Origin of the sequence: Pedobacter sp. ISL-64, from assembly GCF_018613605.1 — a bacterium.
GTDB lineage: Bacteria > Bacteroidota > Bacteroidia > Sphingobacteriales > Sphingobacteriaceae > Pedobacter.
Genome location: NZ_JAGGPU010000001.1, coordinates 446,163 through 468,917 on the forward strand (window position 1 = coordinate 446,163; position 22,755 = coordinate 468,917).

Below are 22,755 nucleotides of genomic sequence, written 5' to 3' on the forward strand. Positions count from 1 at the left end.
GGTGTGTGATAAAATACTTCTTGATTGAACCAACGAATTAGATTGAAAACCTTTACAAAAAAAATAAGTAATGAAATTTAAACTGGGAGATTTTGTGCGTTTTGTTGATGAAAAACGTGAAGGTTATGTAACTAAAATAATCGATAGCCAAACTTTAGGTGTTACCGATGAAGATGGTTTCGAGATACCTGTTGCGGTGAGTAATTTAACTTCTGTACATGGTCATGGTGTGGTAGCCGAAGAGTTAGATGCCCCCAAACCCGTCCATGTAAATGTCCCCAGTATTAACAAAATCGAAAATGGTATTTATATAGCTGTTGCTACTGATGATAAGGCCGGTAATGTGGTACATTTTCACCTGCAGAACCATTCTCCAAATATTTTATTGGTAAGCTTAACTACCGAGCGTAAAGAGAAGTATGCAGGTGCTTTTCATGGGATAATCGAATCTTACGGCTCTACTTTAGTTTATTCTGCTTCCTTGGCTGATCTTGATCTTTGGCCAGAATTTAACTTTCAGGTTTTAGTATTTAGCAAAGCTGATGTGAAACCTATCGATCCCTTGGTAATCCGTAAGAAATTTAGGGCAAAAGATTTTAGCACCGAACAAAAGGAATTGCCTCAATTGAGAAATAAGGGATGGCTAATCCGCTTGGATGATCTGGTTCCGGTAACCATCGATCCGCAAAAATTAAAAGAAAGTTTTTTTAAATCAACTGAAGAGAAAAAAACAGTTGCAGCCCCTCAAAAAGAAATCGATCTGCACATCGAAAAACTGAGAGATGATCATCATTTTCTGGAAGCTGATGAAATGCTGCAGATACAGATCAATCATTTTCAAACTGCGATGGATGCTGCGGTTGTGCATCATTTCGATAAAATCGTTTTTATCCACGGTTCAGGAAATGGTACTTTACGAGATAAAATCCATAAACTAATCAGTAAAAATCCACATGTAAAAACATACATGGATGCCAGAAAAGAAAAGTTTGGTTACGGGGCTACAGAAGTAGTTTTTAAATAGTAGGCTTTTGTTTGTGGTGTAAGATGTTACCATCTTGCACTGAATCATCTTTTTAGATTTACGCTAGGTAAGATGGTCACATCTGATTGCACTGCAGTCTTTTTCATACGATTCGTCATTCTGAACTTGTTTCAGAATCTATTCAGTAAATTAAAATTCTATACGGTGGGCTCAGAATAACAGAAGGTGAATTTCAATCCTGAGTCTGTAGAAGGATAAACTGGTAATTTATTATTTGGGCGTTCCCCAATCCCGTGAAAAACGGGAAAGGGGGCGGGCTTTACAGGGCTACGCTTCGCTGCGGTACCGATGAAGAATCGGTACTGAACCCATCCAATCCCTAACGCAAAACCCAGCGTCAATAAAATATTATTGGTGTAAGATGTTATCATCTTACACTGAATCAAATCTTTTTAGATGTGCAATAAGTCAGATGGTAACATCTGACTTCACGACGAATTTTCAGCCTAAGCCTATCGAAAAACGCTGCGACAATCTTCTAAATCGGCGGGAAAATAGAACGATGGAGGCATTAAAATCCAAACTCCAAAACCACTACAATTGCATTGTTGCCCAATGCTTCCAGTTCTACATGTTCAATATCCCAGAGCGCTAAACCATCTCTTGAGTGCATCAAGCGGCCTTCAATTTCGAAAGCCCCGTCAATAATAAAAGCATAGAACCGATGGTTTGGACTTTGCATTTTACAAACTGCTTCTTCACGGCCAGCAAAAATGCCTGCACTCAGCTTAAAAGGTAATTTTGGGTTTGATATAATTTCGAGCAGCTGGTTCTTGTTTTTCTCAAAATCGAAACTGAAAAGCATTTCACTTGCCCGCATTAAAAACATATCGGTTTTAATGCCAAATTGTATGTAATTAATCACATCGTTTTGATAGGGGTTGCTGATTTCTAAAACTTCACCCCTACCCATATTCAACACCTGTACTTGCCCGGTTTCCAAAGCAAATTCTTTTCCGTTGGCAACAATATCAATTCCGCCAGTAATGGGCATAAATATCTGGAGCGAATCTTCCTTGCATAGAAAAAACGTAACCTTTCCGCCAGCAATCGATTCATCATTACATAAAAATAAGTTGCCGAAAGGTGTTCTGTGTTCACTGTAATATTTCTCAAAATTAAAGGTGCTGTATCTTCTTAGTGCCGAAGTTTCTGTTAAGCCCCGCTCATCGGCTAAAAATATTTTTCCAGGTTTGAGTTCCATTGTTAATCAATGTTTTTTATGGCGTGGATACTTACGAAAGGCTGGATCTGAAAAAGATTAGTGAAAACTTCATCCTCATTACTTTCTTTAAATTGCGATACCAAAAGCAAATTATCTATTGTATCGTGCCAAACCAGCGGTTTTGAGAAAAAATTGATGGCCACTTTATGCTTTTCAAGACTGTTAATGTCCGAATTGATCAATTCGAACTTAAAGTTTTCAAAAGTCAGGAAACGCCTGCCTAAATTATCCAGTACATCCGGGATAATTCCGTTTAACTGGCGCAAATAACCAGTAATAGTGGCACTGACCAAAAAATGTAACTTCTCTGCCTCTGGAACATGCAGTACCATTTCGGCGAAAGTAGTAAACCGCTCTTCCTGATTATAAAACTGTGCCTGCATTTTGAACTCAGCAAAACTATCTTCATGTACAAACTTGTCCCATGTGCTGGTATTGGTTGCATCAATTATTTTTCGATAGCATAGCGTAATTACTTTCATTGACATGGCATAAAATTAAAAAAGACGCTAAGAAATCCTAACGTCTTTATGAAAATAAAACAATTATAAGGATTATGCTATGCTTTTATATTCAATTTAATCTATGTTCGAATCTTTAAAAAACAAACGCGAAAAAAGGCTTAGAAATTGAGGAACGCTTTTTGCGATGATGTAATTTCTTTTTATAAAAGATTAAAACTAGCTTTGCCGCTATTAATGAAACACCTGGTTACCATATCGCTTGTATTTTTTAGCTTAACACATTTGGCAAAAGCCGAACGCGTTGAAGGGCTAAGGATATTACACGAATATTGTAATGAGCATAATATCAGCGTTAATTCAACGGGTAAAGAGTCGGTTCAACTTAATGAAGACCGTAACCCTTATCTGTTATCGTACACCAAGCTAGCTTTAATCGGGACCCAAGCCCAATTAAAAGTTGCAAAATATGTGAGCGTAAATCAGGTAATTGCCGATTTAACAATCAGAAAAAAACCGAAGAACAATAGTCCCTAGTTTTCTTCTCTACAAGATTTTTTGAGAGGTTTTTAGCCTCATTCATACCAACAACTGCCAAACTGACTTAAGAAAGACAATGGCTTGGTTGTTGTAACACACCATTTTTTAATAATAAATACGATTTAAAATATTATAATGTTAGGATTTTTAGCGAAGGTTTTCGGAAGTAAATCAGAAAGAGATATAAAGGCTATTCAGCCATTAGTTGTTAAAATTAACGAATACTACAGTAAACTGTCTGCGCTTAGCAACGATGAGTTACGTAGTAAAACCATAGAATTTAAAGAAAAGATTTCGGCCTTTTTAACCGAAATTGATGAGAAAATTTCAGCACTAAAAGCTGATGCAGAAAGCGAAGATTTAGATCTTCACCAAAAAACAGCAATTTATGATCAGGTTGATGCCTTAGGTAAAGAGCGCGACACAGAATTGGAGAAAGTACTTTTGGAAATCCTTCCGGAAGCTTTTGCTGTAATTAAAGAAACTTCTCATCGTTTAAGCGAAAACGATTATTTAGAGGTTACCGCAACACAGTTCGATAGAGATTATGCTGCAAGGAAAAACAATGTTAAAATTGTTGGCGATAAAGCACAATGGGCGAATAGGTGGGATGCTGCAGGAACCGAAGTAGTTTGGAATATGGTGCACTACGATGTACAGCTAATTGGTGGTATTGTATTGCACAGCGGTAAAATTGCCGAGATGGCTACTGGTGAGGGTAAAACCCTGGTAAGTACATTGCCGGCTTATTTAAATGCATTGGCCGGACAAGGTGTTCATATTGTTACCGTGAATGATTACTTGGCCCGTCGTGATAGTGAGTGGAATGGGCCGTTATTCGAATTTCATGGTTTAAGTGTAGATTGTATTGATAAACATGAGCCAAACTCTGAGGAAAGAAGAAAAGCTTATGCTGCAGATATTACCTATGGAACCAATAATGAGTTCGGTTTTGATTACCTGCGTGACAATATGTCGCAAACACCTGATCAATTGGTGCAGCGCAAGCAGCATTTTGCAATGGTGGATGAGGTCGATTCAGTTTTGATTGATGATGCCCGTACCCCTTTGATTATCTCAGGTCCGATTCCACGTGGCGATGAGCATGAGTTTTATGAATTAAAACCACGTATCGAACGTTTGGTTAATGCACAAAAAGCCTATGTAACCCAAGCATTAAACGAAGCGAAGAAATTGATCAACGCAGGCAACAGCGGAACCGAAGAAGGTGAAGGTGGTTTAGCCTTATTGCGTGCATACCGTGGCTTGCCAAAAAACAAAGCTTTAATTAAGTTTTTAAGTGAAAGCGGTGTTCGTGGTTTGTTGTTGAAAACCGAAAACCACTATATGGCAGATCAATCTAAGAATATGCCTAAAGTAGATTCTGAATTGTATTTCTATATAGATGAGAAAAATAACCAGGTTGAATTAACGGAAAAAGGTATCGAACTGATTACCCAATCAGGTGAAGATCCGAATTTCTTCGTATTGCCTGATGTAGGTACTGCAGTAGCAGATCTAGAGAAATCTGATCTGCCTTTAGAAGAAAAAGTAGTTCAAAAAGATGCCCTAATGCGCGATTATTCTGTTAAAGCAGAACGCATCCACTCGGTTAACCAATTGTTAAAAGCTTATACTTTATTTGAAATTGATGTAGAATACATCATCGATGAAGGAAAAATTAAAATTGTTGATGAGCAAACAGGTCGTATTATGGATGGCCGTCGTTACTCTGATGGTTTACACCAGGCAATTGAGGCTAAAGAGAATGTAAAAGTTGAGGATGCTACCCAAACATATGCAACCGTAACCTTGCAAAATTATTTCCGTATGTATCACAAACTTTGTGGTATGACGGGTACCGCGACAACAGAAGCTGGCGAGTTTTGGTCAATCTATAAATTAGATGTGGTAGAAATTCCAACCAACAGAAATATTTCTAGAAAAGATGAGCAGGATTACGTTTACCGTACCGTTCGTGAAAAATATAACGCTGTTGCTTCAGAAATTCAGTTTCTTGTTTTTCCGTATTCTCATTATGAAACAGAATATGAACTGGATAAAGAAGGAAATCCGAAACAAAAAGATGGCAAACCGGTAATCAAATACGATCCAACAGGTAGAGCTGTGCCTAAGCTCGATGCTAAAGGTGCATTAATTCCTGCGGTTAATCCTGAAACAGGGCAACTAGAGCCAAAAGCTGGTCGCCCGGTACTAGTGGGTACAACATCGGTAGAGATTTCAGAGTTGTTAAGCCGTATGCTTAAACTTCGTGGAATTAAACACAATGTATTAAATGCGAAAATGCACCAGAAAGAGGCCGATATTGTTGCCGAAGCTGGTCAGGCAGGAACTGTAACCATTGCAACCAACATGGCTGGTCGTGGTACCGATATTAAATTGGGTGCAGGTGTTAAAGAAGCTGGTGGTTTAGCCATTGTGGGTACCGAGCGTCACGAGTCTCGTCGTGTAGATAGACAGTTACGTGGTCGTGCAGGTCGTCAGGGTGACCCAGGTTCATCTCAATTCTTCGTTTCATTAGAAGATAACTTAATGCGTTTATTTGGTTCTGAGCGTATTTCTGGCATCATGGTGCGTATGGGTATCGAAGATGGTGAAGTGATTCAACACTCGATGATTACCAAATCTATCGAACGTGCACAGAAGAAAGTAGAAGAGAACAACTTTGGTATCCGTAAACGTTTGTTAGAGTACGATGATGTAATGAACTCGCAACGTACTGTAATTTATGCTAAACGTAAAAATGCTTTATTTGGCGAGCGTTTAGATGTAGATATGAACAATATGGTTTTCGATGTTGCTGAGGATATCGTAAGCGAGTATAAACAAGAAGGAAATTACGATGGTTTTAAACTGGAGGTAATCAAAAACTTCTCTTTAGATACGGCCATTACCGAAAAAGAATTTACTTCAACCAACATCCCTCAGTTAACTGAAAGGTTATTCGATGAAGCTGAAGCATTTTACGCACGTAAATCGGAAGCCATTATCCAACAATCATTACCAGTTTTAACCCAGGTTTATCAGGAACGTGGCGAGCACATCAAACAGATTGTGGTTCCGTTTACTGATGGTATCCGTGGTATTCAGGTAGCGGTTGATTTGAAGAAAGCAATCGACAACAAAGGAAAAGAAGTAGTTCGTTCATTCGAAAAAACTATTGTCCTTGCCTTGATCGATGATAGCTGGAAAGAGCATTTACGCGAAATGGATGATTTGAAGCAATCTGTACAAAATGCAGTTTACGAACAAAAAGATCCATTGGTGATTTATAAAATGGAAGCTTTCAACCTATTTAAAAACATGCTTAATGCGGTAAATAAAGAAGTAGTAAGTTTCTTATATAAAGGCGGTATCCCGGTTCAGCAAGAGCCAGATCAGGTTAGAGAAGCACCAGCTCCGGTAAAACAGCCGAAGTTGCAAACTACTAAACAAGAATTTGGTAGAGAAGAACCAGGTATCGAATTTGGCGATACGCGTGAGCCCGTGCCGCAACAGCCAATCCGTAAGGAGGCGACAGTTGGTAGAAACGAACCTTGCCCATGCGGTAGTGGCAAGAAGTTCAAGAACTGCCATGGAGCAAATTTATAGGAATTAGTTAAAAAGTTGATGAAGCCGGATTTTGATAAGAAATCCGGCTTTTTTGTTTACGGTTTTATTTTAGTATTTTTGAGATATGGAAACACTTACCATAAAAATTCCAGAGAATAAAAGCACATTTGTAAGACAATTACTCAAAGAACTTGGCGTTACCATTCTTGAGGGCAGCGCCAAAAATAAAACCTTAGCTCTGTCGCCAGAACAACAACAAGAAATTATTTCATCCCAAAAACAAATTAATAATGGTCTGTTTGTAACCCAATCAGGTTTGGATGATGAAATAGGAAAATGGTTAAAGAAATAATTTGGTCTCACAAAGCAAGAATTAAGCTATTTGCCATACTTGAGTTTTATGCTCAAAGAAATGGTAATAAAAAATATTCGGCAAAACTCTACAAGATATTTAATAAGGAACTAAAATTATTGATCAGAAATCCCCAATTAGGGATTCAGTCATCAAAAGATAATATAAGGGGGTTGATCGTACTTGATTACATTATTTTTTATGAATGTAATGATTTTCAACTCATCATTCATACCATTTGGCCTACTAATCAGAATCCCAATGATTTAATCATATAAATAGGTAGCATTAAACTATTTGCTTAACCCATAAAGAATGCCGATTTTTGCAACGATTTCGGCATTCTTGTTGTTAAGAAGAAATGAGATGATATTTTATTCATCTGCTCACTAAATGCCAAGGTCTTTTACACATGAAAACAATATTAACTTTTATAGGCTGTTTGTTCCTTTTTACCACTGCTTTTGCACAAAAAGGAGAGGTTACGGTTATAAAAGATCCCTTAATTGATAGTTTAATTGCCAAACGTTTGGCAGTTTATAAAACTTCTGGAGAGGTAAAGCCGGGTAAGCCCATTGTTTCGGCTTACGGTTACCGCGTACAGATTTTCTATGGGTCAGACCGGCGCGAGGTTTTTAACGAACAGGCAAGGTTTAAAGGACTTTATCCTAAATATAATACCTACCTCGTTTATAAAGAACCTAACTATTATGTTCGAGTGGGCGATTTTAGAACACGCTTAGAAGCGCAGCGCCTCATAAACGAACTCAGGCCAAACTTCCCGACATTGTTTATTTTTAGGGAAAAAATTAATGCACCAAGTTTAGATACCACAACAAGTAATGATCAAAAATAAAATCCAAGAACTAGCCGCGAACATTTTTAACGATGTAGTGGGCTATCGTCAACATATCCATGCCAATCCTGAATTATCTTTCAAAGAATTCGAAACTTCATTGTTCATCAAGGATAAATTAAAAAAATGGGGAATTGAATATACCGATTGTGCTAATACCGGTGTGGTAGGTTTAATTAAGGGTAACCAGCCATCTGATAAAGTAATCGCATTACGTGCCGACATGGATGCATTACCTATTCACGAAGCAAACGACAAACCTTACCGTTCTAAAAACCATGGTGTAATGCATGCCTGCGGACACGATGTTCACACTTCTTCACTTTTAGGAACAGCTCATATCCTAAACCAAATGAAAGATGAATTCGGTGGAACCATCAAATTGATCTTCCAACCTGCAGAGGAGTTGTTGCCAGGCGGAGCAAGTATCATGATTAAAGAAGGTGTATTGGAGAATCCAAAACCTGATTATATTGTTGGTCAGCATGTAATGCCGTTAATTGATGCCGGTAAAGTAGGTTTCCGTTCAGGTATTTACATGGCCTCAACAGATGAATTATATGTTACTGTAACCGGGAAAGGTGGTCATGGCGCGCAGCCTCACCAAAATATCGATCCGGTTTTAATTGCATCGCATATCATTATTGCTTTGCAACAGATTGTTAGTCGCAATGCCGATCCACGTACACCATCGGTTTTATCTTTTGGTAAGGTAAATGCCAATGGAGCAACTAACATTATTCCAAATGAGGTAAAAATCGAGGGTACGTTTAGAACCTTAGATGAGGGGTGGAGAGATGAAGCACATAAACGCATGAAAAAAATGGCTGAAGGAATTGCCGAAAGTATGGGGGGAAGTTGCGATTTTGATATCCATAGAGGTTATCCATTTTTAATTAACGAAGAAAAATTAACAGCAAATGCAAAGGCTTTTGCCGAAGAATTTTTGGGGAAAGACAATGTGGTTGATTTAGATATCTGGATGGCTGCCGAAGATTTTTCTTTCTACTCGCAGGTAACAGATGCCTGTTTTTATCGTTTAGGTACTGGGAATGCCGCAAAGGAGACGCAATATTCAGTACATACACCAAGATTTGATATTGATGAAGATGCCTTGAAAATATCAACAGGATTAATGGCCTATATTGCTTTAAAACAATTAGGGAATTAATGATAAGGTGGAGGATGTAAGATGGACGGAATTAATCTTTCTCCCGTTTTACATCTTTCATGATACATTATCCATTTTACCTTTTACATCTACCTTCCATGAAAAAAGTATTTTTGTTATTATTGTTAACGTCGCTCTTTTACACAGGTTTCGCTCAGGAAATCAACCGCTTTAATCCTGATACAATTAAAACCATTACGCTCGATTCTGCAGTAAATATCAAGGCTGAAAAATTGAATGTAGAGACATTTATCAGAAAGGTGATGTACGATACTTCCTTTTATCAATCGTTTAGGGATATGAAACGTTATTCTTTCATTGCCGAAAACAGGATTTACAGTTACGATAAAAAGAACAAGGTTGATGGAAAAATTTACCGTAAAATAAGACATAACAATAGCGGTCCTTATAAAATGGAGTATCTGGTAAAACAGGATACCGGGAAAATTTATAAGAAAAATGGCAAATACCAACTTTATACGGTAGAGATGTTCGATTACATTTTTATGAATGCTTATAACACCGATTTTGTCCCCAATGCACCCAAGCCTGACGGAAAGGGCGGAACAAATGAAAGTTATAAAGACAAACTCAAAACATTAATCTTTAATCCTGGCCGTCCGGTAAAAGTTCCTTTTATTGGCAGTAAAACCGAAATATTTTCATCCAATATGCGCCAGTATTATGATTATGGTTTCACCAGCGGCACCTATCTTGATTCTATTCCGGTTTATCGTTTTAAGGTTTCAGTTAAACCCGATTTAAGCAGCTGGACAAAAGATGGCATCATGATCAAGGAACTGGTTACCATTTTCGATAAAAGAAATTTCAATATTCTGGGGCGTTATGTAGATATGAAATACAGCAACATGCTGTTCGATTTTGATGTGCAGATGAACATCGAAATGGGCTACTTCGGAGAAGATAAATTGCCAACTAAAATCACCTATCAGGGTAACTGGGATTACCCTTTCAAAAAAGAAGAACGGGCAAGTTTTTTAATCGTTCATAAAGATTATAAACTCGAAAAGGGAAAATAAGGATTTGGGGTAGGCGGTCGTCATCCTGAATTTATTTCAGGATCTTTCTCATAATAACAAAATACTGAAACGAGTTCGACATGATGATAGCTTTACAATATGAAGCACCTATATGGATTAACTGACGCATAAAAAGATTTATTATCTTTAAACGATTATTTAAACCAATAAATATGCAATTCCTTTCCCCGTTAAAATTTAAAATATCATTAGCTTTATCACTGTTTTTGGGCCTTCATGTACATGCACAGGTGCTCACTTCAAAACAGATCGATAGTGTTGTAGAAAAAACACTCACCACCTTTAATGTTCCCGGAATTGCGGTTTCTGTAATTAAAGAGGGTAAAGTAATCCATTTAAAAGGTTATGGGATAAGTTCCATCAAAACCAATAAAAAGGTTGATGAGCATACCCTTTTCGGTGTGGCATCAAATACAAAAGCATTCACGGCTGCAGCATTGGGTATGTTGGTTGATGAAAAGAAAATCACCTGGGATACTAAAGTTACCGATGTAATTCCGGAGTTTAAAATGTACGATGCCTACGTAACCAGCGAATTTACCATCCGCGATTTGCTCACGCACCGCAGTGGTTTGGGTTTAGGTGCGGGCGATTTAATGATCTGGCCAGATTCTTCAACCGTTGATAAAAAGCAATTGATCCATAACCTGCGTTATTTAAAGCCGGTTTCCTCTTTCCGTACCAAATACGATTACGATAACCTGATGTATATTGTTGCTGGCGATGTGGTAGCAAGGGTTTCAGGAGTTACTTATGAAGATTTTATTGAAAGCAGGATCATTAAACCATTAGGCATGACCAAAACGGCAGCTTCCTGGTACCGCTTAAAAGACAAATCGAATGTAATTGACGGTCATGCCCCTTACGAAGGTAAACTGCTTCCTGTAGGACTAAGCTTTGGAGAGATCGCAAATGCCGCCGGTGGAATTTATTCGAACGTTACCGATATGAGCAAATGGGTAATGGCCATGATCAATGGCGGCAAATATGGCGAAACTCTTGACAAGAAATTATTCAGTCCTGCTGTGGCAAGAGAACTTTGGACGCCGCAGACCATTATTGCAGGCGGTAATCCAGTTGCTTTTAGTAGTTATGGCCTAGGTTGGTTTTTGAGTAATGTAAATGGCAATTTTCAGGCAACACACACAGGCGGTCTGTCAGGGATTGTAACACAGGTAACGATTATTCCAGAGATGAAATTGGGCATTATTGTATTAACCAATCAGCAATCTGGTGCTGCTTTTAATTCGATCACCAATTCGATTAAAGATGGTTATCTTGGTATTAAAGGACAGGACCGGATTAAAACCTATAACGATAACAGGCTCAGAAACGAAAAGCAGGCTGACGAGATGGTAAGCAAAGTTTGGAACGATATTGCAGCTCAACAAAAACTCTCGGCTACAAAACCTGATGTTAAAAACTATTATGGCACTTTCCACGATTCATGGTTTGGCGACGTTACCATCAGTGAAGTAAACGGTAAAATGCATTTTCAGGCTAAAAACGCTCCAAAATTGAAAGGCGACATGACTTACTACAAAGGAAATACCTTTATTGTAAAATGGTACGATAGAAGTTTAGATGCCGATGCTTTTGTTAATTTTAGTTTAGATAACAATGCTTCGGCCGATGGTTTTAAAATAAAAGCGATTTCGCCGCTAACCGATTTTAGTTTCGATTTCCAGGACCTGGATTTTAAAAAGACCGATAAAAAATAACCTAACCAATTATAAAATGAAAACATTATTTAAAACGAGTATTTTACTAAGCTTTTGCTTAATTGCATTAACATCAATGACATTTAAACCAAAACGGATTATCTTCTTTGGCGACTCGATTACCCAACAGGGTGTTTCTAAAAACGGATATGTAACCCTGATCAGAAAATCGCTCGATTCTACTAAATATGATATAATTGGGGCCGGAATTGGCGGCAACAAGGTTTACGATTTATACCTGCGTTTAGAAGATGATGTGCTCAACAAGAAACCCGATTTAGTGGTGATTTATGTCGGCATTAATGATGTTTGGCATAAACAATCTTCTCATACCGGAACCGATTATGACAAATATTTAAAGTTTTATCAGGCGCTGATCAATAAAATTCAGGGTGTAGGTAGCAAAGTGGTATTGGTTACTCCATCAGTTGTTGGTGAGAAAAAAGATGGTACGAATGAGCTAGATGCCGATTTGAATAAATATGCTGAAGGTATTAGAACATTGGCTGCAAAAAATAATCTTCCTGTATGCGATTTAAGGAAAATTTTTGCAGAGTACGAAGCAAAAAATAATCCAGAGGATAAAGAAAAAGGCATTTTAACTGTTGATAGAGTACACTTAAATGAAACAGGTAATAAATTGGTTGCTGATCAGTTATTGCCTTTGGTAAAATAGAAACATATTCGTCATTGCGAACTGAAGAAGGGGATTAGGTGGTGGAGTGAAGCAATCTTTCTTGTTTTAGAATGATAGAATTGAAAATAGAGTATAGCATAAAAGATTGCTTCGTCGGCTGAAGAAGCCTTCTCGCAATGACGGACCAGAGATCGTCATTGCGAACCGAAGAAGGAGATTGTGTGGTGGAGTGAAGCAATCTATCCTGTATAACGGTGGACTTAAAATAGAATAATGGAACAGGGAGGGACAGTTTACATCATTACTAATTTTACCCATACCACGTTATACACTGGGGTCACTTCAGATATTATGTTTAGGATAAAAGAACATAGAGATAAAGAATACCCTAATTCTTTTTCTGTAAAATATAGCACGAATAAACTTGTTTATTTTTGTTCTTATGATTCAATTGAGGAAGCAATTGCAGAAGAAAAGAGAATTAAAGGCGGAAGCCGAAAAAAAAAGATAAAATTAATTCAATCCATGAATCCTGAATGGAAGGATTTATGGGAGATAGTGAAAGAATGGTAAATGTCGGTTACGTCATTGCGAACTGTAGAAGGGGACTGTGTGGTGGGGTGAAGCAATCTTTCCTGTATGGCGTTAACAGTTTAAAAATAAATTAATAGCATAAAAGATTGCTTCGTCGGCTGAAAAAGCCTTCTCGCAATGACGATTTTGTAGCGTTACTGCGAACCGAAGAAAATATATTTTACATTAATAGAAAGGCAAAGGCCCCTTTAGGGGTTTGGGGATATGATAAACCGCGAAACGATAGATAAGATAATGGATACCGCCCGTATTGAGGAGGTAGTTGGGGATTTTGTGCACTTAAAAAAACGCGGAACCAGTTTAATTGGTAATTGCCCTTTCCATGGCGAAAAAACACCTTCCTTTCACGTATCCGTAACTAAAGGCATTTACAAATGTTTTGGTTGTGGTAAAGGGGGGGATTCAGTGCGCTTTATTATGGATCATGAAAAATATTCATATCCCGAAGCACTTAAATTTTTAGCCAATAAATACAATATAGAAGTTGAGGAAGCCGAACTGAGCCCTCAAGATGCCGAAGCACAAAGTGCCAAAGAAAGTCTTTATATCGTTTCGCAGTACGCTGCTGCATTTTTTGTAAAACAGCTTTGGGAAACAGATGAAGGAAAGGGCATTGGCTTAAGTTATTTTAAAGAACGTGGCTTTAGGGAAGACATCCTTAAAAAATTTGAGGTGGGTTATTCTCCGGATGTATGGGATGCGATGACGCAAAGCGCAATCAACGCCGGACATAAATTAGAGTTTTTAGAAGCCACCGGATTATCGATCAAAAACGATAACGGCAAAATTTACGATCGCTTTCGCGGTCGGGTAATGTTTCCGATCCACAACTTTACAGGCCGGATCATCGGTTTTGGAGGTAGGACTTTAAAAACCGACAAAAATGTCCCTAAGTATGTAAATTCACCAGAAAGTGAGATTTATCACAAATCGAATGTACTTTACGGTTTATTCCATGCCAAAAAAGCCATTCGCGATTTGGATAACTGTTACCTGGCGGAAGGTTATGCCGATGTGCTTTCGGTACATCAGGCTGGAATAGAAAACGTAGTAGCCTCTTCGGGTACTTCGTTAACCGTAGAGCAGATTAAACTGATCGGACGTTTTACACAGAACATTACCATTTTGTTTGATGGCGATGCTGCAGGTATTAAAGCCTCCCTCCGTGGTTTGGATATGATTTTGGAAGAAGGACTGAACGTGAAAATCGTTTCTTTCCCCGATGGCCACGATCCCGATTCTTATATGCACCATGTTGGGGCAGGTGCTTTTAAAACCTATCTCGAGCAGAATAGAAAAGATTTCATTTTATACAAGGCGAATGTATTGCTTAAAGATGCGGGCAATGATCCCATCAAACGTGCAGGCATTATCCGCGATATTGTAGAAAGTATTGCTAAAATTCCAGATCAGATCAAAGCCTCGGTTTTTATCCGCGAGTGTAGCAGTTTGCTCGAAATCGATGAACACATCCTACTTGGCGAACTCAATAAAATGCGCTCAGCCAAGCTTAAGAAAAGTTTTGATAACAACCAGAGGGCTAACCCTGCTTCAAGTCCAAAACCATATTCTTCGGGTGCACCTGAACCACTTGGTCCGCCAGATGATTTATGGGATGATAGTGCAGGCCCAATGGGTCATGAAGCACCCGCAGAAGAGAATGAGCATCAGGAAAAAGAAATTGTGCGCTTATTACTGGCTTTCGGGCACGAATTTGTAAACTGGGATAAAATTGATGATATGTACATCGGTTCATTCATCATGCAGAACCTGAGCGATGTCGAATTTGATGATCCACTTTGCAAAAGAATTATCGATTATTATAAATCAGAAATCGACAACGGCCGATTACCCACGTCGAACCACTTTGTTAAACATGAGGATAGAGATATTGCCGATCTGGCCATTACACTTTCAACCTCAGAATATGCTTTAAGTGAGAACTGGTTAAATAAACATCTTATCTATGTTAAAGATGAAACGATGAATTTAAAAGCGACTATTTTAGGTGGCATTTTTCACCTTAAAAAGCGTAAAGTCGAAAAAATATTGATGAACCTGTTGAAAGAAATTAAAGAGGAAAAGAACGAGGATAACCAAATGATTTTAATGCAACGTTATGGGGTGATTAAAGGGGTTGAGCGAGAGATTTCTAAGTTCCTGGGTTCTGTTATTGTTAAATAAATTACACTTGCCAAGAAGTCCTGTAGAGATTTCGTCATCCCGACCGAGGCGTAGTCCCGACGTTAAGTCGGGAGAGAGATCGACAATAGATTTCTCGACTGCGTTGCACTCCGCTCGAAATGACGGCTTTTCAATCATGACGATAGGCCAGTAAAAAATTTCGATATGGCGTTTCATAATGATTTAGGTAAAGCGGGTGAAAGTATTGCGAAGCAGTATCTGGAAGACCAGGGTTATGAGATTTTAGATGAAAACTGGACACATGGTAAAGCCGAGGTAGATCTAATCGTTTATAAAAATGGGATTATGATTTTTGTCGAAGTTAAATCCCGGAGCTCGGTTGCTTTTGGCGAACCGGAAGAATTTGTACACAAAGCCAAGCAAATACAGATGGAATTGGCTGCTAATGCCTATATTGAATTAATGAACCATCAAAATGATATCCGTTTTGATATTATTGCAATTACATTTACAAAAAATAAAAATTATAATTTAAACCATATTGAAGATGCGTTTTGGCCTGAAGATTAACCCCATTAAAAGTTTCATATTTATCGGAATTGCACTTGCATTTGTAAGTTCGTGTAAAGACGATTCTACCACAACCTACCGTAGTTTTATTTCGCCGATGACTGGTCTTAATGTGCCGTCAGGAAACGAGTTTGATGTTAAAGTACAATTTGGCGCCGAACAAAAAGTAGATTCTGTAGTTTACTTGATCGATACCGTTAAAATGATTTCAAAAGCCGATACTTCGGCCATCAAACTTAAAACTGAAGGTCTGAAATTGGGTAACCATTTGGTAACAGCCAAAATATTTGGCGCTGGAAAATCTGAAGATTTAACCTCGAATATTAATGTTTTAGCGGCTCAGGCGCCAACAGAATATACCTATAAAGTGATTAAAACCTTGCCTCACGATACCTCTTCTTATGTAGAGGGCTTAGAATATCATGATGGCTTTTTTTACGAAAGTGCTGGCGATTATGGTCATTCCAGTTTGCGTAAAGTAGATCCTTCTACAGGGAAAATCCTTCAGAAAGCAGATTTGGATAAACAGTATTTTGGAGAAGGCATAACTGTAATCGGAAGCAAAATTATCCAGTTAACTTACCGCGAAAAAATTGGCTTTGTATATGATAAAGCTACCTTCAAAAAACTATCTGAATTTTCGTACACTACCGGCAGAGAAGGATGGGGCCTGGCTTTTGATGGCGAGAAAGTATTGAATACGGATGGTTCGAATACCATCTTTTTCTTAAATAAAGATACCTACCAAAAAATTGGTTCGATTGATGTTTTTGATAACAAAGGGCCAATTCAAAATTTGAACGAACTGGAAATTATTGATGGGAAAATTTACGCAAACGTGTACACTACGAATGAAATTCTAATTATTAACCCAGAAACGGGTGCCGTTGAAAGCAAGATCGATTTATCCGGACTATTGCCAGCTGATTATTTTAAAACCGAAGATGAAAAGGCTAATAACGTACTAAATGGCATTGCTTATGATAAAGCAACTAAAAGACTTTTTGTTGCTGGTAAAAAATGGCCCCATATTTTTCAGATCGAGCTGATTAAGAAATAGCTAGGGTCGTACTTATAACAGATTGTGAAAGAGTAATCGTCATCTCGACTGAAGCGCAGTCCCGAACGTTCGGGAGAGAGATCTATTATGATAGATTTCTCGGTTGCGTTGCACTCCGCTCGAAATGACGATTTATCGAGCCAGATTTCCCGTACTAATCCTGTTTCTTCGGTTCGTCTAAATAACCGTTAAAAATAATGGGTTGTTTGTTCATGCTGCTTGCCGTTAATGAAGCATAACCATTGGTCGAAATATTAATGGTAAACCGATAGTTTTCTCTTTTTACATCCTTTGTATTAATCTGGATGGTGTAAGATCCTTTTTTATTCTTCGATTCTGTGTAGGTGAAATCTTTAGAGGTAAATTTAATACCACCTTGAGTAGGATCCATCGGAGCAGAAAAAGATCTTCCAAAATAAGGCAGATAAGCAACAATACTGTCTTTGGTAACCTTAACATCGTATTGCGAACCCGTCAGGTTTATAGAACCACCACCCTGACTACCAGGCATCATCGCTAATACTTTATTAATGTCGTTGTTCGACATCGGCATGGCGGTATTGGCAACAAAAGTATAATTTTTATCTGCTACAATTTTCAGTGTAGTTTCCTTATTGGTTTGGGCAAATAATTGAACCCCAATCAAAAGAAAGGCAAGGCTCAATATTAAATTTAAACGTTTCATAATGTGTGTTTTAAATGTGTAACAATTTAAAGATGCACAGATTTGAAAGATTCCATAATAGTGCCAAAAAATGGACGGTGGACTAAATTTAACGATTTTAGTTTTTATATAGCGGATTTACCTTTTCCGAATAACTCGATTTGTATAACGGATTACTTTTCTCTGTTACAGAAGCTCCCATTGCTGTGAATTTATAGGTGCCTACAGGAAGATTGTTGAGTTCGATTTCTCCGTTTTCATTCGTAATTAAAGTAATTAAACTGCCACCAGGATTTTTACCACCTTTAACAATTATTCCACCGATTGGCGTGCCTGCTACCCGCGATTTGGGATTAGTGGAAGGTACCAAAATGATAAATTTATAATTTCCTGCACTGGCATTATTAAATTCTATCTCTCCATTTGAGTTGGTTACGAGGGTAATTGCATCGTCTCCTGGATTTTTACCTCCTTTAACCACAATACCTCCGATAGGCTGCCCAGTCACGAAACTTACTTCGCCAGTGGCTACATCTAATTTGCCCTTAATGGATTTCATAATGCAAGGGAAATGTGATTCGGGGTAATTTAGTTTACAGTAATCACAATAATGCCCTTCTGGCACCTGAACCCTTAATTGTTGTGAATTTGTTTCTTTAGTTTCTGTTGATGTTGCAGTTCTTTTAACTTGAGCCAGAACAGTAAATGAAATCGATAGCAGAAATACCGCTATAGCAGCCCCTTTTTTCATAAAATTTGATTAGAACTACAAAATTAATCAAAAAATATGGCTCTTGCTAGTTTTTAAAGGCTAGTGAGATAATGGCTAGTTATTTGACTATTTCTTTTTAGATGCTTTCGCAAAAGGATTGAAGGCCAGCGCAAGGTTAACCCAGAAATCCAGTTCATCATTCCGGCCTAAAACATCTTCTGATACCGAAACGTAGCCCTTCATTGGTCTACCACCCATAACCATCTGCTGCCAGCCATCTTTATCGGATAAATTTTCTAAAGTATTGGGGTCGAGCCTCACCATCATGCTGTTTTTAGAAACACCTATACACATTTTGCCGTTCACCATAAAAATAAGCCCACTGAACATTTCTTTTTCCTCTACATCTTGTATATGCATTAAACGTTCGGCAACGCGAAGCGCTAAGGTTTCGTTATATTTCATAGTCTAAAATTAATGTACATTTTTGCCTGTTCCGTATTTAATTCCAACTGTGTAAAAATATTTTCTGATCAAGTCGTATTTTTCGGTGCAAAATTCTCCTGTTTTTATTTTTTCTGAGCTATCTTCTCTTCTGTGGCATTCGAAACAAATCTCAATATATTCTGCTATCAATCCTTTTTCATCTAAAAATACAATTGCATTTCTGGGATTATAACAGCTATATCCATCATCTCCTATCAGTAATCCCTTATAGCTCTTGGTAGACTTATAGCCAAAATTATATAGGATGTCAGTTAGTTTATCAATCTCCAATGCTGACAAAATCCTATTTTCTTTGATTCTCGTTTGATCTAGTTTTTGTTTTTTTGCCAACAAAGCTAGGGTGAATTCTTTCTCATTATGATTTTTAGGCTGAGTTTTACCAGCAATATTAATTTCTGCACTTGGCTCAGGTAGTTCGAAAGAAATCAACATTACCTTTTTGTATTGGTTAAACGGGAAAAATTTTAATCTTTCACCAAGTGAATAAGTGTTTCGATGGATGCAGGCCATGCGTTTTTCTAAAACAGCATAGTCTGCTCTAGATGGCGGTTCCACTGGTGGCTTCATTATATCGTATTTTTTCTTTTGTGCAAAACCTACAAGGCAAATCAAAGAAAAAAGTAAAGTAAGTTTAATAGCGTGCATTAGAATTGTTTATCCTTAAAATTAATGTTTATAAGATGTTGAACAAAATAATTTCCTTACTATCTCTATTTCAGTAAATTTGCAATATGTTGTTAAACTGCTATCAGGAAGAATTATTAGAGGCCGGGTGTGATGAAGCCGGAAGAGGTTGCCTCGCTGGTCCTGTTTTTGCCGCGGCGGTAATATTGCCAAAGGGTTTTGTGTTAGAAGGATTAAATGATTCTAAGCAGTTATCGCATGAGCAAAGGGCCTCTCTGAGACCTATAATAGAACAGGAAGCTTTAGCTTGGGCCGTAGCTTCTTGTGATCATGAAGAGATAGACCGGATCAATATTTTAAATGCTTCATTTTTGGCTATGCACAGGGCGATTGAAAAATTACATACCCAACCACAATACCTGGTAATTGATGGCAACCGTTTCAAAACCTATCCGCAAATTCCACACAGTTGCATTGTAAAGGGCGATGGTAAATATCTAAATATCGCCGCCGCTTCTATATTGGCGAAAACCCACCGTGATGAATTTATGACCAATCTGCATATCGATTTTCCACATTACAATTGGCAGCAGAATAAAGGATATCCAACAATTGCACACCGTAAGGCTGTAATCGAAATCGGGTTATCGCCTTTTCACCGCAAAACTTTTAATGTGAGCGACCCTCAGTTAGAACTGTTTTCAAAAAACGCCTAAAATTTCGTATTTTCACAACATTGTGAAAATTCTGTTGATTACTAAGCGGGTTCCCTTTCCGCCAAATAGTGGTTATCCTATCGTGGTTTATAACACCATAAAAGGTTTGCTGCAACTTGGCGCAGATATTACTTTGTTTAGCCTCAATCCCTCAAAAGGACGGATCGACATCGAGGATATCTACGATCCTATTTTTGAACAGATTAAATACCATACTTACGATTTAGATACAGATGTAAATGTATGGTCGGCATTTTTTAATATTTTCACTAACGAATCTTATAACGTTTCCCGTTATTATAGCGAAGATGCTGCGCGACAGTTAGAAAATCTCTTACGAGAAAATGTGTTCGATATTATTCAATTTGAGGGGCTTTTTGTTGTTCCTTATCTGGATGTGGTTAAGGCAAACAGTAATGCCAAACTCATTTATAGGGCACACAATATCGAATTTACCCTTTGGGAACGTCTTTCTCATTCTGAAAAGTTTCTCATTAGACGTAAATATTTAGCTTTTTTAGCCCAGCGGCTTAAAGCATATGAAACCGATCAGATTAACCGTTTTCATCATATTTTTGCCATTTCCGAGCCCGATCGCCAAAGCATATTAATGTTTGGTTGCGAAATTCCGATGTCGGTTTTTCCGGTTGCCATCGATTTAGAAAAATATAAAGTAGATAAAAGTAAAACCAGTTTTCCTACACTGTTTCATTTAGGTGCAATGGACTGGCGACCGAATCAGGAAGGACTAGAATGGTTTTTGGATGATATCTGGCCCGATATTGAAAAACTAAATAAAGATCTTCGTTTTTATATCGCAGGGAAAAACATGCAAAAACATTTCTTCGAATATGATTCTGAAAACCTGATCGTAGAGGGAGAAGTTTTCGATGCGGTAGAGTTTATGAATTCTAAAGCAATTATGATTGTTCCTTTAATCTCTGGCACGGGAATGCGGGTAAAGATTATTGAAGGTATGGCCATGAAAAAATGCATCATAGCCACCACTACTGCTGCAGAGGGAATTAATTGCAGGCATGGCCATGATATTTTAATTGCTGATTCTGCAGATGAATTTTACCGGTCGATTTTACAGTGTATCATTAACCCTAAACGTTGGGTGGAAATAGGAGAGAACGCTCGCAAAACAGTAGAAAACGACCATGGTGTTCATTTAATCTCTAGTAAAATGCTGAAGATTTACGAAGAATTGGTGAGTGCGTAAGTATCTTTAGTAGATGCTGAAGCAAGTTTAGCATGAAGGATGAATAGAAAAATCATCTAAAAACTCCTTAAAATTAACCTCAAAATTTTGTCTTTTTCTTAGTACTTTTGCACCCCAAGAAGAATAACGAATAAAGCCGTCATAATTCACAGAATATCAGCTATACTGGCTTCATTATCATAAAAAATAAAATTTACGGATGAAAAACACCGCATTAACAGAAAAACACATCGCTTTAGGCGCTAAAATGGTTCCATTTGCAGGTTACAATATGCCTGTTACTTACGAAGGTATTAACGCCGAACATGCAACTGTTCGTAACGGCGTGGGTGTTTTTGATGTAAGCCATATGGGCGAATTTATTCTGAAAGGTGAAAACGCATTGGATCTTATTCAACGTGTAACCAGTAACGATGCGTCTAAATTATACGATGGGAAAGTTCAGTACTCTTGTTTGCCAAACCAAGATGGCGGTATTGTTGATGATCTTTTGGTTTACAAAATAGATGATAAAACCTATATGTTGGTGGTAAACGCTTCTAACATCGAAAAAGATTGGAACTGGATTCAACAATTCAATTCGAAAGATGTTGAAATGCATAATATTTCTGATCAAACTTCTCTTTTAGCCATTCAAGGACCAAAAGCTGCAGATGCTCTACAAACATTAACCGATGTTGATTTGGCATCGATGGAATATTATACTTTCGTTAAAGGTGCTTTTGCTGGTGTTGATAACGTAGTCATTTCAGCAACAGGTTATACTGGCGCTGGTGGTTTCGAAATTTATTTCGAAAACCAATATGCCGATCAAATTTGGGATGCTATTTTTAAAGCAGGTGCGCCGTACAACATTCAGCCAATAGGCCTAGGTGCACGCGATACTTTACGTTTAGAAATGGGTTTCTGTTTATATGGAAATGATATCGATGATACTACCTCGCCTATTGAGGCAGGTTTAGGTTGGATTACCAAATTTTCTAAATCTTTTACCAATTCGGAGGCATTATTGGCGCAAAAAGAAGCTGGTATTCAAAAGAAATTGGTTGGTTTCGAAATGATCGATCGTGGTATTCCGCGCCATGATTATGAAATTGCTGATGCCGAAGGAAATATTATCGGTAAAGTGACTTCTGGTACCCAGGCACCTTCTTTGCAAAAAGCGATAGGTATGGGTTACATCGCAAAAGATTTCACTAAAGAAGGAACTGAAGTTTTTATTTTAATCCGCAATACGCCAATTAAAGCTAAAGTGGTTAAATTTCCTTTTTATAAATAAGGTTTGGGGTTTAAGGT

23 protein-coding genes are annotated in these 22,755 nt (G+C 37.8%); 17 read left to right on the top strand and 6 right to left on the bottom strand.

Annotated features, from left to right (window positions below):
• The first annotated feature begins 70 nt into the window (after window positions 1–70).
• Complete coding sequence (locus J7E57_RS02010; RefSeq protein WP_215130073.1) at window positions 71–1,024, top strand: Smr/MutS family protein; 954 nt, start codon at window positions 71–73, stop codon at window positions 1,022–1,024.
• A gap of 532 nt (window positions 1,025–1,556) precedes the next feature.
• Here J7E57_RS02010 and J7E57_RS02015 read toward each other — a convergent pair.
• A complete protein-coding gene (locus J7E57_RS02015) occupies window positions 1,557–2,249 on the bottom strand; it encodes a hypothetical protein (protein ID WP_215130075.1) in 693 nt (230 codons plus the stop codon).
• A 2-nt stretch (window positions 2,250–2,251) separates the two neighbouring features.
• Window positions 2,252–2,758, bottom strand: a complete 507-nt coding sequence (locus J7E57_RS02020) for a hypothetical protein (RefSeq protein ID WP_215130077.1) — start codon at window positions 2,756–2,758, stop codon at window positions 2,252–2,254.
• Between the two features lie 141 nt (window positions 2,759–2,899).
• On the opposite strand from J7E57_RS02020, the gene J7E57_RS02025 reads away from it, so the two are divergent.
• The 13 genes from J7E57_RS02025 to J7E57_RS02085 all read left to right on the top strand — a co-directional run bounded on the left by J7E57_RS02025 (window position 2,900) and on the right by J7E57_RS02085 (window position 17,011).
• On the top strand, window positions 2,900–3,268 hold the full coding sequence (locus J7E57_RS02025; RefSeq protein ID WP_215130079.1) for a hypothetical protein: 369 nt from the start codon (window positions 2,900–2,902) through the stop codon (window positions 3,266–3,268).
• Between the two features lie 138 nt (window positions 3,269–3,406).
• The gene (locus tag J7E57_RS02030) at window positions 3,407–6,883 is read left to right on the top strand and encodes a preprotein translocase subunit SecA (RefSeq protein ID WP_215130081.1); all 3,477 of its coding nucleotides are present in this window, start codon (window positions 3,407–3,409) and stop codon (window positions 6,881–6,883) included.
• Window positions 6,884–6,968: 85 nt separating this feature from the next.
• Window positions 6,969–7,196: a hypothetical protein gene (locus tag J7E57_RS02035; protein WP_215130083.1), complete on the top strand. Its 228-nt coding sequence runs from the start codon at window positions 6,969–6,971 to the stop codon at window positions 7,194–7,196.
• Window positions 7,181–7,474: a type II toxin-antitoxin system RelE/ParE family toxin gene (locus tag J7E57_RS02040; protein WP_215130085.1), complete on the top strand. Its 294-nt coding sequence runs from the start codon at window positions 7,181–7,183 to the stop codon at window positions 7,472–7,474. Before J7E57_RS02035 ends, J7E57_RS02040 begins: the two co-directional genes overlap by 16 nt.
• A gap of 134 nt (window positions 7,475–7,608) precedes the next feature.
• Window positions 7,609–8,052, top strand: a complete 444-nt coding sequence (locus J7E57_RS02045; RefSeq protein WP_215130087.1) for an SPOR domain-containing protein — start codon at window positions 7,609–7,611, stop codon at window positions 8,050–8,052.
• Window positions 8,039–9,223: a M20 family metallopeptidase gene (locus J7E57_RS02050; protein ID WP_215130089.1), complete on the top strand. Its 1,185-nt coding sequence runs from the start codon at window positions 8,039–8,041 to the stop codon at window positions 9,221–9,223. Before J7E57_RS02045 ends, J7E57_RS02050 begins: the two co-directional genes overlap by 14 nt.
• A gap of 98 nt (window positions 9,224–9,321) precedes the next feature.
• Window positions 9,322–10,263 (top strand): hypothetical protein, encoded by a 942-nt coding sequence (locus tag J7E57_RS02055; protein WP_215130110.1) that lies wholly within the window; start codon window positions 9,322–9,324, stop codon window positions 10,261–10,263.
• Between the two features lie 173 nt (window positions 10,264–10,436).
• Window positions 10,437–12,005 carry a serine hydrolase gene (locus J7E57_RS02060; protein WP_215130112.1) on the top strand — a complete coding sequence of 523 codons (1,569 nt, stop codon included), beginning with the start codon at window positions 10,437–10,439 and terminating at the stop codon, window positions 12,003–12,005.
• A gap of 16 nt (window positions 12,006–12,021) precedes the next feature.
• Window positions 12,022–12,681 carry an SGNH/GDSL hydrolase family protein gene (locus J7E57_RS02065; protein ID WP_215130114.1) on the top strand — a complete coding sequence of 220 codons (660 nt, stop codon included), beginning with the start codon at window positions 12,022–12,024 and terminating at the stop codon, window positions 12,679–12,681.
• 234 nt (window positions 12,682–12,915) lie between these two features.
• Complete coding sequence (locus tag J7E57_RS02070; RefSeq protein ID WP_215130116.1) at window positions 12,916–13,215, top strand: GIY-YIG nuclease family protein; 300 nt, start codon at window positions 12,916–12,918, stop codon at window positions 13,213–13,215.
• 225 nt (window positions 13,216–13,440) lie between these two features.
• Complete coding sequence (gene dnaG / locus J7E57_RS02075) at window positions 13,441–15,420, top strand: DNA primase (RefSeq protein ID WP_215130118.1); 1,980 nt, start codon at window positions 13,441–13,443, stop codon at window positions 15,418–15,420.
• Window positions 15,421–15,585: 165 nt separating this feature from the next.
• The gene (locus J7E57_RS02080) at window positions 15,586–15,951 is read left to right on the top strand and encodes a YraN family protein (protein ID WP_215130120.1); all 366 of its coding nucleotides are present in this window, start codon (window positions 15,586–15,588) and stop codon (window positions 15,949–15,951) included.
• Window positions 15,929–17,011, top strand: coding sequence for a glutaminyl-peptide cyclotransferase (locus J7E57_RS02085; protein ID WP_215130122.1), 1,083 nt, complete (start codon window positions 15,929–15,931; stop codon window positions 17,009–17,011). Before J7E57_RS02080 ends, J7E57_RS02085 begins: the two co-directional genes overlap by 23 nt.
• Window positions 17,012–17,165: 154 nt before the next feature.
• Here the strand turns inward: J7E57_RS02085 and J7E57_RS02090 are convergent, their stop codons facing one another.
• The 4 genes from J7E57_RS02090 to J7E57_RS02105 all read right to left on the bottom strand — a co-directional run bounded on the left by J7E57_RS02090 (window position 17,166) and on the right by J7E57_RS02105 (window position 19,539).
• The gene (locus J7E57_RS02090; RefSeq protein ID WP_215130124.1) at window positions 17,166–17,696 is read right to left on the bottom strand and encodes a DUF4251 domain-containing protein; all 531 of its coding nucleotides are present in this window, start codon (window positions 17,694–17,696) and stop codon (window positions 17,166–17,168) included.
• A gap of 97 nt (window positions 17,697–17,793) precedes the next feature.
• Window positions 17,794–18,426 carry a prealbumin-like fold domain-containing protein gene (locus J7E57_RS02095; RefSeq protein WP_215130126.1) on the bottom strand — a complete coding sequence of 211 codons (633 nt, stop codon included), beginning with the start codon at window positions 18,424–18,426 and terminating at the stop codon, window positions 17,794–17,796.
• An 87-nt stretch (window positions 18,427–18,513) separates the two neighbouring features.
• Window positions 18,514–18,852: a TfoX/Sxy family protein gene (locus J7E57_RS02100; protein ID WP_131028013.1), complete on the bottom strand. Its 339-nt coding sequence runs from the start codon at window positions 18,850–18,852 to the stop codon at window positions 18,514–18,516.
• A 9-nt stretch (window positions 18,853–18,861) separates the two neighbouring features.
• Entirely contained in the window at window positions 18,862–19,539 is a 678-nt protein-coding gene (locus J7E57_RS02105) for a hypothetical protein (protein WP_215130128.1), read from the bottom strand.
• An 86-nt stretch (window positions 19,540–19,625) separates the two neighbouring features.
• On the opposite strand from J7E57_RS02105, the gene J7E57_RS02110 reads away from it, so the two are divergent.
• The 3 genes from J7E57_RS02110 to gcvT all read left to right on the top strand — a co-directional run bounded on the left by J7E57_RS02110 (window position 19,626) and on the right by gcvT (window position 22,738).
• The gene (locus tag J7E57_RS02110) at window positions 19,626–20,234 is read left to right on the top strand and encodes a ribonuclease HII (RefSeq protein ID WP_215130130.1); all 609 of its coding nucleotides are present in this window, start codon (window positions 19,626–19,628) and stop codon (window positions 20,232–20,234) included.
• A 22-nt stretch (window positions 20,235–20,256) separates the two neighbouring features.
• Entirely contained in the window at window positions 20,257–21,459 is a 1,203-nt protein-coding gene (locus tag J7E57_RS02115; RefSeq protein ID WP_215130132.1) for a glycosyltransferase family 4 protein, read from the top strand.
• A 199-nt stretch (window positions 21,460–21,658) separates the two neighbouring features.
• A complete protein-coding gene (gene gcvT, locus J7E57_RS02120) occupies window positions 21,659–22,738 on the top strand; it encodes a glycine cleavage system aminomethyltransferase GcvT (protein ID WP_215130134.1) in 1,080 nt (359 codons plus the stop codon).
• The last annotated feature ends 17 nt before the right edge of the window (window positions 22,739–22,755 follow it).

Coding starts and splice junctions, on each gene's coding strand:
- J7E57_RS02010 (WP_215130073.1), top strand. CDS start 71: ATGAAATTTAAACTGGGAGATTTTGTGCGTTTTGTTGATGAAAAACGT.
- J7E57_RS02015 (WP_215130075.1), bottom strand. CDS start 2,249: ATGGAACTCAAACCTGGAAAAATATTTTTAGCCGATGAGCGGGGCTTA.
- J7E57_RS02020 (WP_215130077.1), bottom strand. CDS start 2,758: ATGTCAATGAAAGTAATTACGCTATGCTATCGAAAAATAATTGATGCA.
- J7E57_RS02030 (WP_215130081.1), top strand. CDS start 3,407: ATGTTAGGATTTTTAGCGAAGGTTTTCGGAAGTAAATCAGAAAGAGAT.
- J7E57_RS02035 (WP_215130083.1), top strand. CDS start 6,969: ATGGAAACACTTACCATAAAAATTCCAGAGAATAAAAGCACATTTGTA.
- J7E57_RS02040 (WP_215130085.1), top strand. CDS start 7,181: ATGGTTAAAGAAATAATTTGGTCTCACAAAGCAAGAATTAAGCTATTT.
- J7E57_RS02045 (WP_215130087.1), top strand. CDS start 7,609: ATGAAAACAATATTAACTTTTATAGGCTGTTTGTTCCTTTTTACCACT.
- J7E57_RS02050 (WP_215130089.1), top strand. CDS start 8,039: ATGATCAAAAATAAAATCCAAGAACTAGCCGCGAACATTTTTAACGAT.
- J7E57_RS02055 (WP_215130110.1), top strand. CDS start 9,322: ATGAAAAAAGTATTTTTGTTATTATTGTTAACGTCGCTCTTTTACACA.
- J7E57_RS02060 (WP_215130112.1), top strand. CDS start 10,437: ATGCAATTCCTTTCCCCGTTAAAATTTAAAATATCATTAGCTTTATCA.
- J7E57_RS02065 (WP_215130114.1), top strand. CDS start 12,022: ATGAAAACATTATTTAAAACGAGTATTTTACTAAGCTTTTGCTTAATT.
- J7E57_RS02070 (WP_215130116.1), top strand. CDS start 12,916: ATGGAACAGGGAGGGACAGTTTACATCATTACTAATTTTACCCATACC.
- dnaG (WP_215130118.1), top strand. CDS start 13,441: ATGATAAACCGCGAAACGATAGATAAGATAATGGATACCGCCCGTATT.
- J7E57_RS02080 (WP_215130120.1), top strand. CDS start 15,586: ATGGCGTTTCATAATGATTTAGGTAAAGCGGGTGAAAGTATTGCGAAG.
- J7E57_RS02085 (WP_215130122.1), top strand. CDS start 15,929: ATGCGTTTTGGCCTGAAGATTAACCCCATTAAAAGTTTCATATTTATC.
- J7E57_RS02090 (WP_215130124.1), bottom strand. CDS start 17,696: ATGAAACGTTTAAATTTAATATTGAGCCTTGCCTTTCTTTTGATTGGG.
- J7E57_RS02095 (WP_215130126.1), bottom strand. CDS start 18,426: ATGAAAAAAGGGGCTGCTATAGCGGTATTTCTGCTATCGATTTCATTT.
- J7E57_RS02100 (WP_131028013.1), bottom strand. CDS start 18,852: ATGAAATATAACGAAACCTTAGCGCTTCGCGTTGCCGAACGTTTAATG.
- J7E57_RS02105 (WP_215130128.1), bottom strand. CDS start 19,539: ATGCACGCTATTAAACTTACTTTACTTTTTTCTTTGATTTGCCTTGTA.
- J7E57_RS02110 (WP_215130130.1), top strand. CDS start 19,626: ATGTTGTTAAACTGCTATCAGGAAGAATTATTAGAGGCCGGGTGTGAT.
- gcvT (WP_215130134.1), top strand. CDS start 21,659: ATGAAAAACACCGCATTAACAGAAAAACACATCGCTTTAGGCGCTAAA.